Annotated in this window: 14 protein-coding genes and 1 pseudogene; 14 read left to right on the top strand and 1 reads right to left on the bottom strand. The window is 59.7% G+C overall.

The genetic code is table 11. The features are described from left to right. Positions 1 to 6: 6 nt before the first annotated feature. From PMI28_RS21890 to PMI28_RS21900, 3 genes are read left to right on the top strand one after another with little or no spacing between them, the layout of a single operon-like run. Positions 7 to 1020 (top strand): iron ABC transporter substrate-binding protein, encoded by a 1014-nt coding sequence (locus PMI28_RS21890; RefSeq protein ID WP_007983918.1) that lies wholly within the window; start codon positions 7 to 9, stop codon positions 1018 to 1020. Between the two features lie 3 nt (positions 1021 to 1023). Beyond that, a complete protein-coding gene (locus PMI28_RS21895; RefSeq protein WP_033063153.1) occupies positions 1024 to 2622 on the top strand; it encodes an ABC transporter permease in 1599 nt (532 codons plus the stop codon). After that, entirely contained in the window at positions 2619 to 3689 is a 1071-nt protein-coding gene (locus PMI28_RS21900; RefSeq protein ID WP_007983916.1) for an ABC transporter ATP-binding protein, read from the top strand. Before PMI28_RS21895 ends, PMI28_RS21900 begins: the two co-directional genes overlap by 4 nt. A 4-nt stretch (positions 3690 to 3693) precedes the next feature. Here the strand turns inward: PMI28_RS21900 and PMI28_RS21905 are convergent, their stop codons facing one another. Next, on the bottom strand, positions 3694 to 4632 hold the full coding sequence (locus PMI28_RS21905; protein WP_007983915.1) for a site-specific integrase: 939 nt from the start codon (positions 4630 to 4632) through the stop codon (positions 3694 to 3696). 389 nt (positions 4633 to 5021) lie between these two features. Between PMI28_RS21905 and arnB the strand changes: the two genes are divergently transcribed. From arnB to PMI28_RS21960, 11 genes and pseudogenes are all read left to right on the top strand, one after another. Then, a complete protein-coding gene (gene arnB / locus PMI28_RS21910) occupies positions 5022 to 6170 on the top strand; it encodes a UDP-4-amino-4-deoxy-L-arabinose aminotransferase (RefSeq protein ID WP_007983913.1) in 1149 nt (382 codons plus the stop codon). Then, a complete protein-coding gene (arnC, locus tag PMI28_RS21915) occupies positions 6167 to 7186 on the top strand; it encodes an undecaprenyl-phosphate 4-deoxy-4-formamido-L-arabinose transferase (protein WP_007983911.1) in 1020 nt (339 codons plus the stop codon). Before arnB ends, arnC begins: the two co-directional genes overlap by 4 nt. Next, positions 7183 to 9174, top strand: a complete 1992-nt coding sequence (arnA, locus tag PMI28_RS21920) for a bifunctional UDP-4-amino-4-deoxy-L-arabinose formyltransferase/UDP-glucuronic acid oxidase ArnA (protein WP_007983910.1) — start codon at positions 7183 to 7185, stop codon at positions 9172 to 9174. The genes arnC and arnA overlap by 4 nt, the downstream gene beginning before the upstream one ends. Next, entirely contained in the window at positions 9174 to 10058 is an 885-nt protein-coding gene (gene arnD, locus PMI28_RS21925) for a 4-deoxy-4-formamido-L-arabinose-phosphoundecaprenol deformylase (RefSeq protein WP_007983909.1), read from the top strand. The genes arnA and arnD overlap by 1 nt, the downstream gene beginning before the upstream one ends. Then, entirely contained in the window at positions 10055 to 11704 is a 1650-nt protein-coding gene (arnT, locus tag PMI28_RS21930) for a lipid IV(A) 4-amino-4-deoxy-L-arabinosyltransferase (RefSeq protein WP_007983908.1), read from the top strand. The genes arnD and arnT overlap by 4 nt, the downstream gene beginning before the upstream one ends. Then, positions 11701 to 12045 (top strand): 4-amino-4-deoxy-L-arabinose-phosphoundecaprenol flippase subunit ArnE, encoded by a 345-nt coding sequence (gene arnE / locus PMI28_RS21935; protein WP_007983907.1) that lies wholly within the window; start codon positions 11701 to 11703, stop codon positions 12043 to 12045. The genes arnT and arnE overlap by 4 nt, the downstream gene beginning before the upstream one ends. After that, positions 12042 to 12443 (top strand): 4-amino-4-deoxy-L-arabinose-phosphoundecaprenol flippase subunit ArnF, encoded by a 402-nt coding sequence (gene arnF / locus PMI28_RS21940; RefSeq protein WP_007983906.1) that lies wholly within the window; start codon positions 12042 to 12044, stop codon positions 12441 to 12443. The genes arnE and arnF overlap by 4 nt, the downstream gene beginning before the upstream one ends. Then, on the top strand, positions 12440 to 13819 hold the full coding sequence (locus PMI28_RS21945) for a UDP-glucose dehydrogenase family protein (RefSeq protein WP_007983905.1): 1380 nt from the start codon (positions 12440 to 12442) through the stop codon (positions 13817 to 13819). The genes arnF and PMI28_RS21945 overlap by 4 nt, the downstream gene beginning before the upstream one ends. Before the next feature lie 5 nt (positions 13820 to 13824). Next, complete coding sequence (locus PMI28_RS21950) at positions 13825 to 15411, top strand: ArnT family glycosyltransferase (protein ID WP_007983904.1); 1587 nt, start codon at positions 13825 to 13827, stop codon at positions 15409 to 15411. Between the two features lie 150 nt (positions 15412 to 15561). Further along, positions 15562 to 15726, top strand: a pseudogene (locus PMI28_RS21955) (type VI secretion system tube protein Hcp); the annotation flags it as partial. Continuing rightward, positions 15723 to 16445: a DUF4225 domain-containing protein gene (locus PMI28_RS21960; RefSeq protein WP_007983902.1), complete on the top strand. Its 723-nt coding sequence runs from the start codon at positions 15723 to 15725 to the stop codon at positions 16443 to 16445. The pseudogene PMI28_RS21955 and the gene PMI28_RS21960, both read left to right, overlap by 4 nt. Positions 16446 to 16562: the final 117 nt, after the last annotated feature.

The following is a 16562-nucleotide window of genomic DNA, read 5'->3' as shown; positions in this document are numbered from 1 at the left end:
CGCAGAATGATTCCCAACATCCCTTCGTTCTTGAAAAAAGCCCTGCTGGCCACCGCTTTGCTGAGCGCTGGCCAGGTTTATGCAGCCGACTCCGTCGGCATCGTGGTGTACAACGCGCAACACGAAGGCCTGACCAAGGCCTGGGTCGAGGGCTTTACCCAGGAGACGGGTATTCCGGTCACCTTGCGCAACGGCGATGATACCGAGATGGGCAACCAGATCGTGCAGGAAGGCGCGGCTTCTCCGGCAGACGTATTCCTGACCGAAAACTCCCCGGCCATGGTCCTGGTCGACAACGCCGGGCTGTTTGCGCCTGTCGACAAAACCACCCTGGAACAGGTTGACTCCGCCTATCGCCCGGCCCACGGCAAATGGGTCGGGATTGCCGCTCGCTCCACGGTGTTTGTGTACAACCCGAGCAAGCTCTCGGAAGCCAATCTGCCGAAATCGATCATGGACCTGGCCGATCCTTCCTGGAAAGGACGCTGGGCTGCGTCGCCAGGTGGTGCTGACTTCCAGGCCATTGTCGCGGCCATCCTGGAGCAAAAGGGTGAAGCGGCCACGCTGGAATGGCTGAAAGCGATGAAAACCAACTACGCCAACTACCGAGGCAACAGCTCGGTACTCAAAGCGGTGAATGCCGGGCAGATCGACAGCGGCGTGATCTACCACTATTACAGCCTGGTCGATCAGTCCAAGACGGGCGAAAACAGCAAGAACACCACCCTGCACTACTTCAAGCACAAAGACCCGGGCGCTTTTGTTAGCATCTCCGGCGGCGGCGTCCTCGCCTCCAGCAAACACAAAGAACAAGCTCAGGCGTTTCTCAAATACATTACCGGCAAGGATGGCCAGGCCGTCCTGAAAAACGGCAAGTCGTTTGAGTACGCCGTGGGCAAAGGCGCTGAATCCAACCCTAAACTGGTGCCTCTGAATCAACTCGATGCGCCGACTGTCGATGCTTCAAAACTCGACAGTAAAAAAGCCGTGGAGCTGATGACACAGGCCGGACTGCTCTAATTGATACCTGAAACCCTGCCTGCGGATGTCGCCGAGGCGACACCCGCAAATTTGCGTCGACGTTCCCGTGGGGTCTTTGCGGGGCGTGGTGGTGCGTGGGTAATCGGATTGTCGGTGCTGGTTTCGTTACTGGCGCTGCTTCCGATTGTTTACGTTATTGGTGTTTCCCTACAGACCGGCTGGTCAACCGTTGTGGCCCTGGTGTTCCGGCCCCGTGTCGGGGAACTGATGGTCAACACCATGTTGCTGGTGTTGCTGACGATTCCGTTGTGCGTGGCCCTGGGTGTGACTCTGGCCTGGCTGACCGAGCGCACGAATTTGCCCGGACGACGCTGGTGGTCGTTGCTGGCAACCGCACCGCTGGCGGTGCCTGCGTTCGTTCACAGCTACGCCTGGGTCAGCCTGGTACCGCCGATTCACGGCTTGTTTGCCGGTGTCCTGGTCTCGGTCATCGCCTACTTCCCGTTCCTGTATTTGCCGGTAGCGGCCACCTTGCGCCGGCTCGACCCGGCCATTGAAGACGTCGCCGAATCCATGGGGCTCAAACCCTGGAAAGTGTTTTTCCGCGTGGTGTTGCCGCAATTGCGCCTGGCGATCTGCGGTGGCGCCTTGCTGGTCGGCCTGCACCTGCTGGCCGAATATGGCCTGTACGCCATGATCCGCTTCGACACCTTTACCACCGCGATCTTCGATCAGTTTAAATCGACCTTCAACGGCGCAGCGGCGCACATGCTGGCCAGTGTGCTGGCGCTGTGTTGCCTGGCGATGTTGACCGCCGAATCCGCCGCCCGCGGTTCCGCGCGCTACGCTCGCGTCGGTTCGGGAAGCGCCCGGGAGCAGCGGGTCGTTACCCTGAAGACGACTTCAACGCTGCTGTCGCTGACGCTGCAAATCGTCACCTGCGCCCTGGCCCTGGGCGTGCCCTTGATCACCCTGGGTAAATGGCTCATCGCCGGCGGTGTGGAAGTCTGGGATATGGCTGAATTGTTGCCCGCGCTGGAGCAAACCCTGTTACTCGGTATCGCAGGCGCAGCGCTGACCACCTGCGCGGCGATCCCGATTGCCTGGCTGTCGATCCGCTACCCTGGCCGACTGCAACGGGTACTGGAAAGCTGCAACTACATCACCAGTTCCTTGCCCGGAATTATCGTTGCGCTGGCGCTGGTGACCATCACGATCCATTTTGCCCGGCCGATTTACCAGACCACCTTCACCGTGCTGCTGGCGTACCTGTTGATGTTCTTGCCCCGTGCCCTGGTTAGCCTGCGCGCAGGTATCGCCCAGGCCCCGGTGGAACTGGAAAACATCGCCCGCAGCCTTGGCCGCTCGCCAGCGCGGGCACTGTGGCTGATCACCCTGCGCCTGGCCGCGCCGGGGGCAGCCGCCGGTGCGGCGCTGGTGTTCCTGGCAATCACCAACGAACTGACCGCCACCCTGCTGCTGGCCCCGAACGGCACGCGCACGCTGGCGACCGGATTCTGGGCCATGACCAGCGAAATCGATTATGCCGCTGCTGCGCCCTACGCCTTATTGATGGTTGTGCTGTCGCTTCCGTTGACCGGACTTCTTTATCACCAATCGAAAAAAACGGCTGGCCGATGAACACTCTTGAATTGAATGCCCTCTACAAGTCCTATGGCGCCCATTGCGCTCTGGACAACGTCAGCCTGTCGGTTCCCAGCGGCAGTCGTACGGTCATCGTCGGCCCTTCCGGCTCGGGTAAAACCACCTTGCTGCGAATGATTGCCGGGTTCGAATTCCCCGATTCCGGGCGTCTTTCGCTCAATGGCCAGACCCTGGTCGACGGCACCCACGAAGTGCCGGCCCATCAACGCCTGATCGGCTACGTGCCGCAGGACGGTGCGCTGTTCCCGCACATGACCGTGGCGGCGAACATCGGCTTCGGTTTGTCCACCAAGGGCAATGAAAAACAACAGCGAGTCGCCGAACTGATGGACAGCGTGGCGCTGGACGCGAAGATGGCCGAGCGCTGGCCTCATGAATTGTCCGGTGGCCAGCAACAGCGTGTGGCCCTGGCCCGCGCCCTGGCGCAACAGCCACGGCTGATGCTGCTGGACGAGCCGTTCTCGGCACTCGACACCGGATTGCGCGCCGCGATGCGCAAGATGGTTGCGCGGCTGCTGGAGGACGCGGGCGTCACCACCATCCTGGTCACCCATGACCAGAGTGAAGCCTTGTCGTTCGCCGACCAGTTGGCGGTGATGCGCCATGGCCGGCTGGTCCAGTCAGGGCATCCGCTGGACCTTTACCGCTATCCTGAAGACGAACAAACCGCCCTGTTTCTGGGGGATGCCGTGGTCATGCCCGCACGCATCGAGGCCGGCTGGGCCCATTGCGACCTGGGGCGTATCCCGGTCAACAACCACCGCAACAACAAGTCGGCGCAGATCATGCTGCGCCCCGAACAGCTGCAACTGGCCAGCATCCTCCCCACTGATCTGGAAGCCAGCGGGTGCCGGGCCGTGGTCACCGACCGGGATTTCAGCGGCAACACCTGCACGCTGACGGTGGAACTCCAGTCAATAACCCGCAGCGAGCAACCGGGCCGATCACTACTGGTGCGCAGTTCAGGCATGTATGCACCACCCGCCGGCAGCTCGGTTCAGGTCTCGACCATCGGCCATGCCCATGTGCTGAGCGAGATGTAATCGTTCACAGATCGAACCGATCCACCGCCCGACGCCGCTCGTTGTCATCGCGCACATCGTAGTTGGCCGTGGTCTGGATATTGCTGTGGTGCGCCAGCTTCTGCGCAATCGACAAGTCATGCTCCTCGATTACCCGGGTAATGAATGAACGCCGGAAGTCGTGGGGCATGATTTTCACCCCGACCTGCGCGCCCCGCTGCCGGGCGATGTAGTAGATCGCGTGCTTGGTGATGCGCTCACGGGTGATGTGGCTGCCACGGCGGATGCGGTTGAACAGAAACGGGTCGTCCGACTCGCCTTCCTTGAGCAACGAACGACGCAGTTCAAGCCATGCCTCAAGTTTGGCGAACGCCCAGGCCGGGGCGTACTTGATCAATTGTTTGTTGCCCTTGGCGGTCACCCGAAGACTGCGCTCGGTGAAATCGACCTGGCTCAGCTCCAGGTTCACCGATTCGGATTTGCGCATCCCCGAGCCATACAGAATCCCGATGATCGCTGCATCCCGCAGGCCTTGCGGCCGCGGATCAGCCGCGCAGACCGCCATCAGTTCCTGGATCAGCGTCCGCCTGAGATTGCGCCCCTGGGACAGCCGCGTACCGGCAATGCCCTTCACCGAACGCATCTTCAGCAGATGTTCCTGAGAGATCAGGCTCATGCGCCACGCTTCGTTCATCACCCCGCGCACCGCGTTGACATAGAGCGAAGACGTGTTGGGCGCATAGCCGTCCGAACGCAAAGTCGCCACCAGCGCGATCACGTCCTCGGGCTGCAGGTTGTGCCAGGGTATTTCCTCGATGTCGTGGTCTTCGAAGCCCAGGCGATCGGCGGCATCCTGCAGCACATAACGCATGGTCAGTTGGCTGGACGGCGCCAGCCGCGCCAGATACAGGGTCAGCGGATTGGTGCGGGGTGTGCGTGAATCAGTTGCAGGTAAGTCAATCAAACGAAACGGCCTTGAATGAAAACAGTTCAATGAAACAACTAAGAAGTGAAATAACGATCATGTAAAAGACATTACCGCTGTAGGACTTTCCTAAAAAACGCCATAAACGCTGGAAGTCTGAACAGCGGCTTAATAGCTTTCAGATAAACGATTCCCCAACCGTTTTTTCATGTTCCTTTCACAAAATCGGGCATAACCTTCCATAAAGTCGGCGCAGCCCGGATGGGAGCCCAAGCTGCCGCCCATGGCGGAAAAAGTCAACCGATGCAGTTTTCACCTCCGTTCAGTAACTAGTTGATTTGATGCAAATTCTGATTTAGCGTCTACGCTGATTTTTGGATCCCTTTTAGCCTCAAAGGCTATTTACGTTTTCAGCCCCTGAGGTGCCCATGAGTCAGGCGTTTCTCCCTTTTTCCCGCCCCAGTATCGGCGACGAAGAAATCGCTGCCGTAGAGCAAGTATTGCGTTCCGGGTGGATCACTACCGGGCCGAAGAACCAGGCACTGGAAGAACACTTCGCCAACTACGTCGGGTGCCGGCATGCCGTGGCACTGTCCTCGGCCACCGGCGGAATGCATATCACCCTGCTGGCGTTGGGCGTCGGTCCCGGCGATGAAGTCATTACACCATCGCAGACCTGGGTTTCCACCGCCAACATGATCACCCTGTTGGGTGCCACGCCGGTGTTCGTCGACGTCGACCGCGACACACTGATGACCGATGTGGCCGCTATCGAAGCCGCGATCACGCCGCGCACCAAAGCCATCATCCCGGTGCATTACGCCGGTGCGGCATTCGATCTTGATCCGCTCTATGCGCTGGCCGACAAACACGGTATTGCCGTGATCGAAGACGCCGCCCACGCGGCTGGCACTCTCTACAAAGGTCGTCACGTCGGCTCCAAAGGCACGGCGATCTTTTCGTTCCACGCGATCAAGAACATGACCTGCGCCGAGGGCGCCATGTTCGTCAGCGACGATGAAGCCCTGGCGTCCCGGGTGCGCATGCTCAAGTTTCACGGGCTGGGGGTTGATGCCTACGACCGCCTGACCCACGGCCGCAAGCCCCAGGCCCAAGTGATTGAGCCCGGCTTCAAGTACAACCTAGCCGACATCAACGCGGCCATCGCGCTGGTGCAACTGGAACGCCTGGACGAGATCAACGCCAAGCGCACTCAACTGGCCCAGACCTACTTGCAACGCCTGGAAGGCTTGCCGGTGCAACCGCTGGCAGTTCCAACCTATTCGCAAAAGCACGCCTGGCACCTGTTCATCCTGCGCATCGACGCCGAACGTTGCGGGCTGGATCGCGAAGCGTTCATGAAAGCCCTCCAGGAACAGAATGTCGGCACCGGCATTCACTTCATTGCAACACACCTGCATACTTTCTACCGACAACGCTTCCCCAACTTGTACCTGCCCAACACCGAATGGAATTCGGCGCGGTTGTGTTCGATCCCGTTGTTCCCCGACATGACCATCGACGATGTCGAGCGCGTCGTCGGTGCCATTGAAAACTGCATGGACAGAAGCCTTTGAGACCTTACCCAATCAACTTCGTGTCGATCGTCATTCCGGTCTACAACGAACAGGACAGCCTGCCGGAGTTGCTTCGTCGCACCGAAGCAGCCTGCCAGCAGCTGCACCAAGCCTACGAAATCGTGCTGGTCGACGACGGCAGTCGCGATGACTCCGCGCAGATCCTCGAAGACGCCGCCTCCCGCGAAGGCAGCCCGGTGGTGGCGGTCATCCTCAACCGCAACTACGGCCAGCATGCGGCGATCATGGCCGGTTTCGAACAGTGCAAGGGCGATGTCGTCATCACCCTCGATGCCGACCTGCAAAACCCGCCCGAAGAAATCCCGCGGCTGGTGGCCCAGGCCGAGCTCGGCTATGACGTCGTCGCGACGGTACGCAACAACCGCCAGGACTCGGCCTTGCGCCGCTGGCCATCGAAGCTGATCAACCTCGCCGTGCAACGCTCCACCGGCGTGGCCATGAGCGACTACGGCTGCATGCTGCGCGCCTACCGACGCACCATCGTCGACGCCATGCTCGCCTGCCGTGAACGCAGCACTTTCATTCCGATCCTGGCCAACAGCTTTGCCCGCCATACCACGGAAATCCTCGTGACCCACGCCGAGCGTGAACACGGCGATTCCAAGTACAGCCCGATGCGCCTGATTAACCTGATGTTCGACCTGGTCACCTGCATGACCACCACGCCTCTGCGACTGCTGAGCATCGTCGGTGTCGGCATGGCGGCCCTGGGCATGCTGTTCGCCATCGCGCTGGTCCTGTTGCGCCTGGTGTTCGGCGCCGGCTGGGCCGGTGGCGGTACCTTCGTACTGTTCGCCGTGCTGTTCGTCTTCACCGGTGGTCAATTCATCGGCATGGGCCTGTTGGGTGAATACCTGGGCCGCATGTACAGCGACGTGCGCGCACGACCGCGCTTCTTCATTGAAAAGGTGCTGCGTAGCCAGCCAGCCTCCCCTGCTTCCGTTGTCACCGTCGACGGCCTTACTTCCACTTCTTCAGATCAGGTTCCTTCATGAGTGCAAAAGCTGTTGTCTTCGCCTATCACGATATTGGCTGTGCCGGCATCGAATCCCTGCTCTCCTCCGGTTTTGAGATCGCTGCGGTGTTCACTCACGCCGACGATCCGAAGGAGAACGCGTTCTACGGCTCCGTAGCGCAGCTGTGCGCCCGCCACGGCATTGCCGTGCACGCACCGGAAGATGCCAACCATCCGTTGTGGATCGAACGTATCGCCAAGCTCGATCCCGACTACATTTTCTCCTTCTACTATCGCAACCTGCTGAGCGAACCGCTGCTGGCCACGGCGCGCAAAGGCGCGTTCAACCTGCACGGTTCCCTGCTGCCACGCTACCGTGGTCGCGCACCGGCCAATTGGGTGCTGGTCAACGGCGAAACGGAAACCGGCGTGACCCTGCACCGCATGGTCAAGCGTGCCGATGCGGGCGCCATCGTTGCCCAGCAAAAGGTCGCGATCGAGCGCAGCGACACGGCACTGAGCCTGCACGGCAAACTGCGTGCGGCAGCCTCTGACCTGCTGCGCGACACCCTGCCGGCGCTGCTGCAAGGCAAAGTCAGCGAAACTGCGCAAGACGAATCCAAAGCCACCGTATTCGGCCGTCGTACCCCGGCCGACGGCAAACTGGTCTGGGCCAAACCGGCCGAAGAACTGTTCAACCTGGTCCGCGCCGTGACCCAACCGTACCCGGGCGCCTTCTGCGCGGTGGGCGAGCACAAGCTGATTGTCTGGAGCGCCGAAGTCGCCAAGGGCAACGAAGGCCTGGCTCCGGGCCGCGTCATCAGCGTCGACCCGCTGCGCATCGCCTGCGGTGAAGACTCGCTGATCATCAACGCCGGCCAGCGCAACGACAACGGTCTGTACCTGAGTGGTCCGCAACTGGCCAACGAACTGGGCCTGGTGGACGGTTCCGTGCTGCGCGGTGCCGAATCCGGTCGTGCCCCGCGTCGTACCCGCGTGCTGATCCTCGGCGTCAACGGTTTCATCGGTAACCACTTGTCCGAGCGCCTGTTGCGTGACGACCGCTACGAAGTCTACGGCCTGGATATCGGTTCGGACGCCATCGAGCGCCTGCGCAGCCACCCGAACTTCCACTTCGTCGAAGGCGACATCAGCATTCACTCCGAGTGGATCGAGTACCACATCAAGAAGTGCGACGTGGTGCTGCCGCTGGTGGCCATCGCGACGCCAATCGAATACACCCGTAACCCGCTGCGCGTATTCGAACTGGACTTCGAAGAGAACCTGAAACTGGTTCGCTACTGCGTCAAATACAACAAGCGTGTGATCTTCCCGTCGACCTCGGAAGTCTATGGCATGTGCCAGGACCCTAACTTCGACGAAGACAGCTCCAACCTGGTAGTCGGCCCGATCAACAAGCAGCGCTGGATCTACTCGGTCTCCAAGCAATTGCTCGACCGCGTCATCTGGGCTTACGGCCAGAAGGGCCTGAACTTCACCCTGTTCCGTCCGTTCAACTGGATGGGCCCACGTCTGGACCGCCTGGATTCGGCCCGTATCGGCAGCTCCCGCGCCATTACCCAGCTGATCCTGAACCTGGTGGAAGGCACGCCGATTCGCCTGTTCGACGGTGGCGAGCAAAAACGCTGCTTCACCGACATCGCCGACGGCGTGGAAGCTCTGGCACGGATCATCGACAACGACAATGATGTCTGCAACGGCCAGATCATCAACATCGGCAACCCGGAGAACGAAGCCAGCATCCGTCAACTGGGCGAAGAGCTGCTGCGCCAGTTCGAAGCTCACCCGCTGCGCGCCAACTTCCCTCCGTTCGCCGGCTTCCGCGATATCGAGAGCAAGGCGTTCTACGGCACCGGTTACCAGGACGTGTCCCATCGCAAGCCGAGCATCGCCAACGCCAAGCGCCTGCTGGACTGGACGCCGACCGTGGAGATGAGCGAAACCATCGGCAACACGCTGGACTTCTTCCTGCGCGAGGCCATGCTCGAAATCGCGGACAAGCGCTGATGCAGGCGGGACTGCGGATTGATGTCGACACCTACCGGGGCACCCGTGAAGGGGTGCCACGGCTACTGGAAATCCTTGATGAAGCTCAGGTCAAGGCGACGTTCTTCTTCAGTGTCGGGCCGGACAACATGGGGCGCCACTTGTGGCGCCTCATCCGTCCACAGTTTCTCTGGAAAATGCTCCGTTCCAACGCAGCCGGCCTGTATGGCTGGGACATTCTGCTGGCCGGCACTGCATGGCCCGGAAAACCGATCGGCCGCGACCTCGGGCACTTGATGCGTCAGGCCCGGGATGCCGGGCATGAAGTCGGCCTGCACGCCTGGGATCACCACGGCTGGCAAGCCAATGCCGGGCGCTGGAGTGACGCACAACTGGTCGAACAGATACGCCGTGGCGTGGACACGCTCAGCGACATTCTCGGGGACAAGATCACCTGCTCGGCGTCTGCCGGCTGGCGTGCCGACGAGCGTGTGATCGAAGCCAAGCAGGGTTTCGGCTTTCGCTATAACAGCGATTGTCGCGGCCAGAACCTGTTCCAGCCGCAATTGACCGGTGGTCGCCTGGGCGCACCGCAAATCCCGGTGGACCTGCCGACGTTCGACGAAGTGGTCGGCCCGACCGTTGCCGCCAAAGACTTCAACGCCTTCATACTCGACCGGTTCAATCCGGAAAAACTCAACGTCTATACGATTCATGCCGAGGTAGAAGGGATTCTGATGGCCAATGATTTCCGTCAACTGCTGAGCGATGCGCATCAGCGTGACATCCGTTTTCAACCCTTGGGCGACTTGCTGCCCGAAACCCCTGACAGTTTGCCGATCGGCCGTGTGGTACGCGGTGCGCTCGAAGGTCGCGAAGGCTGGCTGGGAGTGCAAGGCGCATGAGCAGACGCTGGGCTGTGCCGTTATTGCTGGCCATGGTGGCGCTGGCGTACCTGCTGCCGCTGGGCAGTCATGGCTTATGGATTCCTGACGAAACCCGCTACGCCCAGATCGGCCAGAGCATGCTTCTGAGCGGTAACTGGGTGTCGCCACATTTCATGGACGTACGCTACTTCGAAAAACCGGCGGCCGGCTACTGGATGATTGCCATCGGTCAGGCGCTGTTCGGCCAGAACCTCTTCGGGGTGCGCTTCGCCTCGGCACTGAGCACCGGCCTGAGCGTGCTGCTGTGCTACCTGATCGCCCGCCGGATGTGGAACGATGAACGCAAGAGTTTTGCCTGCGCCATCCTGTACATGAGCTTCACGGTCATCGCCGGTCAAGCGGGTTACGCCAACCTCGATCCGCAATTCACGTTCTGGGTCAACCTGAGCCTGGTAGCCTTGTGGTTTGCGCTGGACAGCGCCGGTCGTGGCCAACGCCTGGTGGCGTGGGTAGTGCTGGGCCTGGCCTGCGGCATGGGTTTCATGACCAAGGGCTTTCTGGCCTGGCTGTTGCCGGTGCTGATCGCCCTGCCCTGGATGATCTGGCAAAAGCGCTTGGGTCAACTGTTGGCCTACGGCCCGGTGGCGGTGGTCGTGGCCATTGCCGTCAGCCTGCCATGGGTCCTGGCGGTGCATGCCCAGGAGCCCGATTACTGGCGGTTCTTCTTCTGGCACGAGCACATCCGTCGCTTCGCCGGCGAGGACGCACAGCATAACGCGCCGTGGTGGTACTACTTACCGCTGCTGGTAGCGTTCAGCCTGCCGTGGGTGGCGTTGCTGCCGCCAGCGCTGAAACAGGCATGGCAGACCCGAGGCCAGGCCAATATTGCGTTCCTAATGCTGTGGCTGTGGATGCCGCTGATCTTCTTCAGCCTGAGCAAAGGCAAACTGCCGTCCTACATTCTGCCGTGCCTGCTGCCACTGGCCCTGTTGCTCGGCCATGCACTGGCTGACCGCTTGAAACTGGAACAAGGCCGCGTCCTGGGCATCAATGGCCTGCTGAACCTGGTCCTGGGTGTCGTTACCCTGCTGGCCCTGGTTTATCTGCAATTGAAAAAACCGATTTACGATCATGAACTGCACAACCTGGTGTTGGTGTTCATCGGTTTGATCGGCTGGATCATGGCCAACCTGCTGCAAGCCTTCCGCCCGCTGCAATGCTGGGCTGCCCCGGCTTTCGGCAGCCTGCTGTTCATCGGCGTACTGCCAGCAGGGCTGCCCAACTCGGTGGTCGCCAACAAAACGCCCGACCAGTTCATCCTCGATCACGCCCAGGAGCTCGGCCAAAGCGCCAAGCTGTTGAGCAACGATCTGGGTGCCGCGTCGGCGTTGTCCTGGCGGTTGAAACGTCCCGAAGTGGCTTTTTTCAACACGATAGGCGAATTGAAATACGGCCTTGCCTATCCTGATTCGCTTAAGCAGCGCGTCGACCCCGATCAGGTGCAACAATGGATGCACGACGCTCGCCAGCAAGGCTCGGTCGGTGTGGTCATGCGGGTCAAGGGCGAAGAAGAGCTGCGCGAACTTGAACAGTTGCCCAAAGAGGGCAAGCGGTACGAACAAGGCAATCTGGTGATTTTGATTATCCCTCAGGCGACACTATGAGCCTGCTATTGCTACTGGTCGCCTGCCTGCTGACCTGCCTCGGCCAGATCGCCCAGAAATATGCGGTAGAAAGCTGGCGTGGCAAACCTTCCGGGTGGATGGACAAACTGCGTTCGCCCTGGCTGTGGCTGGCCCTGGCCTCTTTGGGGCTGGGCCTGCTGGTGTGGTTGCTGGTGCTGCAACGCCTGGAAGTCGGGATTGCCTATCCGATGCTGAGCCTGAACTTCGTGCTGATCACCCTCGTTGCGCGTTTCGTGTTCCACGAAACCATCGACCGCCGCCACTGGCTAGGCGTGGCGCTGGTGATCGGCGGCGTGGCTCTGCTGGGGCAGCACGCATGAACCCGAGTCGCGGTATCACCTTCGCACTGGGCAGCGTGCTGTTGGTCAGCGCCGCCCAATTGGGCATGCGCTGGAGCATGAGTCACCTGCCACGACCCGAACAATGGCTCACCGATCCTATTGACCTGACAGCCGTTGCCGTGGTGCTCGTTGCCATCTTCGCCTACGCGTTGTCGATGCTCTGCTGGCTCGCCGCCCTGCGGGACCTGCCCCTGGGCCGAGCCTACTCGTTGCTGAGCATCAGCTACGCGCTGGTGTACCTGCTGGCCGCCAGCCTGCCACTGTTCAACGAAGCGTTCAGCCTTACAAAAAGCCTTGGCGTGGCATTGGTCATCCTCGGCGTCATTACCATCAATTCTCGACCTGCTCGTGCGCCCGAATTAAGGAGTGCTCCATGAAAATCAGTGTATTTGGTAGCGGTTATGTTGGCCTGGTGCAGGCAGCGGTGTTGGCGGAAGTCGGCCACGACGTGGTCTGCATGGACGTTGACGAGAAAAAAGTCGAACTGCTCAAACAGGGCCACGTGAGTATTTTCGAACCGGGGCTGGCCAGCCTCGTACGCGAAGGTCTTGACGCCAAGCGGTTGCAGTTCACCAGCGACGAAAAATTCGCGGTCCAGCACGGAGAGGTGCTGTTCATCGCAGTCGGTACTCCGTCGCGAGACGATGGCTCGGCAGACTTGCGCTACGTGATGTCGGTGGGCGAAGCAGTGGCACGGCATCGCGAACAACCGGCGATCCTGGTGGAGAAATCCACCGTCCCGGTCGGCACCGGCGACGCCTTGCGCGCGCACATCGACAAATGCCTGCTCAACGCTGGCCGCGTATTGCAGTTCGATATCGTCTCCAACCCGGAGTTTTTGAAAGAAGGCTCGGCCGTGGCCGACTGCCGACGCCCGGACCGTATCGTCGTCGGCTGTGAACGCGATGAAGTGCGTGAGGTGATGCGTGACCTTTACTCGCCCTTCAACCGCAACCATGAGCGCATCATGTTCATGGACCTGCGCAGCGCCGAGCTGACCAAGTACGCCGCCAACTGCATGCTGGCGACCAAGATCAGCTTCATCAACCAGATCGCCGAGCTGGCCGAACACCTGGGAGCCGACATCGAATCGGTACGCCTGGGCATCGGCGCCGACTCGCGTATCGGCTACCACTTCATCTACCCCGGCTGCGGCTACGGCGGCTCTTGCTTCCCCAAGGACATGCGCGCCCTGATCCACAGTGCCGAGGAGGCCCATTGCTCCAGCGACCTGTTGCAAGCGGTGGAAGCCATCAACGAGCGGCAGAAACACAAGCTGTTCGAGCGCATCAATGCGTTCTACAAGGGCGACTTGCGTGGCAGGACCTTTGCCGTGTGGGGCCTGGCGTTCAAGCCAAACACCGACGACATGCGTGACGCACCGAGCCGGGTGTTGCTGGAATCGTTGTGGGCCGCCGGGGCGAATGTCCGTGCGTTCGATCCGGAAGCCATGCAGGAAACCCAGAAGCTGTATCCCGATGAATCGAAACTGATGCTCATGGGTACGCCCGAGTCGGTCTTGTCCGGTGCCGACGCGCTGATCATCTGCACCGAATGGCAACAGTTCAAGGCTCCGGACTTCGAGCTGATCCAACAGCGGCTCAACGCACCGGTAATCTTCGACGGCCGCAACCTGTACGACGCAGACCGTCTGGCACGCATCGGTTTCACCTACTTCCCGATCGGCCGTGGCGAATCGCGCAAATTGCCGATTCCTTACCAGCAATGGTCAACCGACGCTGTGGTCGCTTAAAGATCATGATCCCTCACATCCGCCAACAGTCCCTCGCGCTGGGTCTGTTGGCGCTGTTGTTGTTCTGCGCCGGGATGTACCAGCAGGCGGCCATCGGTTTCGATTCGCGCTTCGTGCTGTTCGCCCAGGAGATGCTGCGCAATGGGCCGTCGTTTTTTCCGACGACCTATGACCAGCCTTACGCAGACTATTCGGGACTTTCAACGATATTCATCTGGCTGCTTTCGCTGCCGTTCGGCCAGGTCACCAGCCTGACCGCATGGCTGCCCAGCGCCATCGCCGCAGCGGTCATCGTCACGTTGATGTACCGCCTGCTGGCGCCCTATTCCACGCGTTGGGCGCTGCTGAGCATCGCCTTGATGCTGTTGACCAACACCTTCATCACTGAAACCCGCGCCGTTTCCCTCGACCTGATGCTCGCGGCCGTCGCGTTCAGCGTGTTCTACCTGGGCTATGCCACCGATCACTTCGCGGCGCCGCGCCGCTGGGGCCTGGTCTTTGCCTTGCTGATACTGGGCTTCTGGATTCGTGGGCCCATCGGCCTGGTCATTCCCACCGGAATGCTCTGCAGCTATTTTCTGGTCGGTCGCCAATGGCGACGGCTGATCATCTTCGGATTACTGGCAGCGTTGTTGCTGGCGGTGTGCATCGGGCTGTTGCTGTGGCTGGCGGATATCAGTGGCGGCCTGGCCTTCTTGCAGGACGTGATTCGCATGCAGTTCATGGGGCGCATGGACGGCACCGAGGGTTCCAACGATTTGTTGTATTACTTCACCAGTTCGCTGGGTAACTACGCGCTGGCGTGGCCCTTGGCAGTGCTGGCGCTTGGGGCCGTTGCGTTATCGGGTCCGCGGGAAGCCGGGCCGGCATTGCGCCTGTTGCAGTACTGCGTAGCGGCCGGGTTGATTGTGATGATCGGGCTTTCCGTCCCCCAGGCCAAAAAGGCCCGCTACCTGCTGCCGATGCTGCCCATGGCGGCCATTGTGGCGGCGTATCCGTTCTACGCCACACAGGGTCGATTGTTTGGTTGGCTGCGCGGGTTGATGCAGGGGCTGTGGTTATTGATCCCGGGCCTGCTGATCGTGGCATTGCTGGTAGTCCGGCGAAAATTTCCCGAGGAAGTGGCGCACCTCACTTCGTTATTCATCATTCTCGGCTTGCTGCAAGTGATCGCCCTGGCAGCGCTCAAGCATCCCCGCTGGCGAGCGCAAGCATTGGCTATGTGCGCGGTCCTGGCACTTTGGTCGTTCTACATCCTGCAATTCGAACCCATTCAGCACCAGCTCTACGACACCCGGACCTTTAGCCGCTCCACTGTCGATCTCATGCAAGAAGCCCCTGCGCCGCTGGTGATGCACGCAATGGGCAAAGACGCCAAGGCCATCAAGTTCATGGTCAACATCAAACAGGACCTGCACCCGGTGTTCACCGATTCACCCCAGGAACTGGAAAACCTCAAAGGCCCGGTGTGGCTGATGATGGACCTGAACGTTTACAAGACACTGCAAGGCACGGCTATCGGTGCATTGCCGCCCGTCTTGAGCGGACGGTTCGACAAGAATGATTTCGTGTTGCTGCACTACGTGCCGTAATGCAGTAAGCCGTCACAAAACCATTTTCGTCCTACTCAATACTCAGAAACGCCCTACATCTCCTCTGACACACTTTTTATAAGGTTCCACTCCGAAAAAAGGAGTGGCACTTTTATGGCCAATCACGGCTACATGACCATCACCGGCAAAATCCAGGGCGGAGTGATTGCCGACTTGACCCTCGACATGCCCCACGTCGTCATTCAGAACGATGTAGAACCTCAAGAACACGTTGCCATTCGTTACCGTGAAATTACATGGAGACACCATTTGGCCGGAACGAGTGGGTACGCTTCATGGATAAACAACGAATGAGACTATTAAAAGATATTCCCGAGCAAAGCAGTTGCGATTATTGGGCTGTTTGCAAGGCGGCAGGTAACTTGAGCAATCAAGCAGGCACCTTAGCCGCTCGACACATCAAAGACAGTACTCTGCGATTGCAATTCAATCGAGAAGTTGCGTATTACGCGAGAGGCATCGTCAATAGCGTGGCCCAGGGCAATAAAAGCCCTGAGCAAGGTTTGAAAGAGATAAAAAACGAACAGAGCAGTTTGCTCAGTCAATCCTGGGCGGTCACTCAAAAAGGCATTGGAGTAATCGCTGGGGCACTACAAATTGCAACAGGGGGAGGGATTTGTTACTTATCTGCTGGCACTCTTTGCATTGCGGCTGGCGTCCCGATGATGCTCCATGGCGCTAACAATGTGTATGAAAACAGCCGCAATATCCTGGAAGAACGTAGCGATACAGAGGGTCCACTCAGGAAAGGGTACCAAGGTTTAGCCAAATCACTTAATCGCTCCGAACACGCCGGAAACATGGCGTATGGCGCTTTCGACTTGAGCCTGTCTGTATATGGAGCTGGGCGAATGGTTTTAAAGCCCGATTCCTGGCGCTTGTTTAGGCACGTCAAAGCTGACTATGTGCGCGCATATAGAAACTCATCCACCCCAGCGTTTCTGCTGGAGAGAAGCGCTGATGCAATGACGATAGATAACTTGCATGAACAATGGAAAGCAACGACGCCATGAAAAAACTGTTTTTCCTCATTAGAGTTCGGCTATTCCTGATTGCTTGCGCTGGCTTCCACACAATGTGGATTTCACTGGCAATTAGTTATTTTATAGAGATTGATCCAGGCATCTTTC

The organism is Pseudomonas sp. GM48 (assembly GCF_000282335.1).
Taxonomy (GTDB): Bacteria; Pseudomonadota; Gammaproteobacteria; order Pseudomonadales; family Pseudomonadaceae; genus Aquipseudomonas.
The sequence above is the reverse complement of the archived record's forward strand: the minus strand, read 5'-3'. Positions and strand labels throughout refer to the sequence as shown.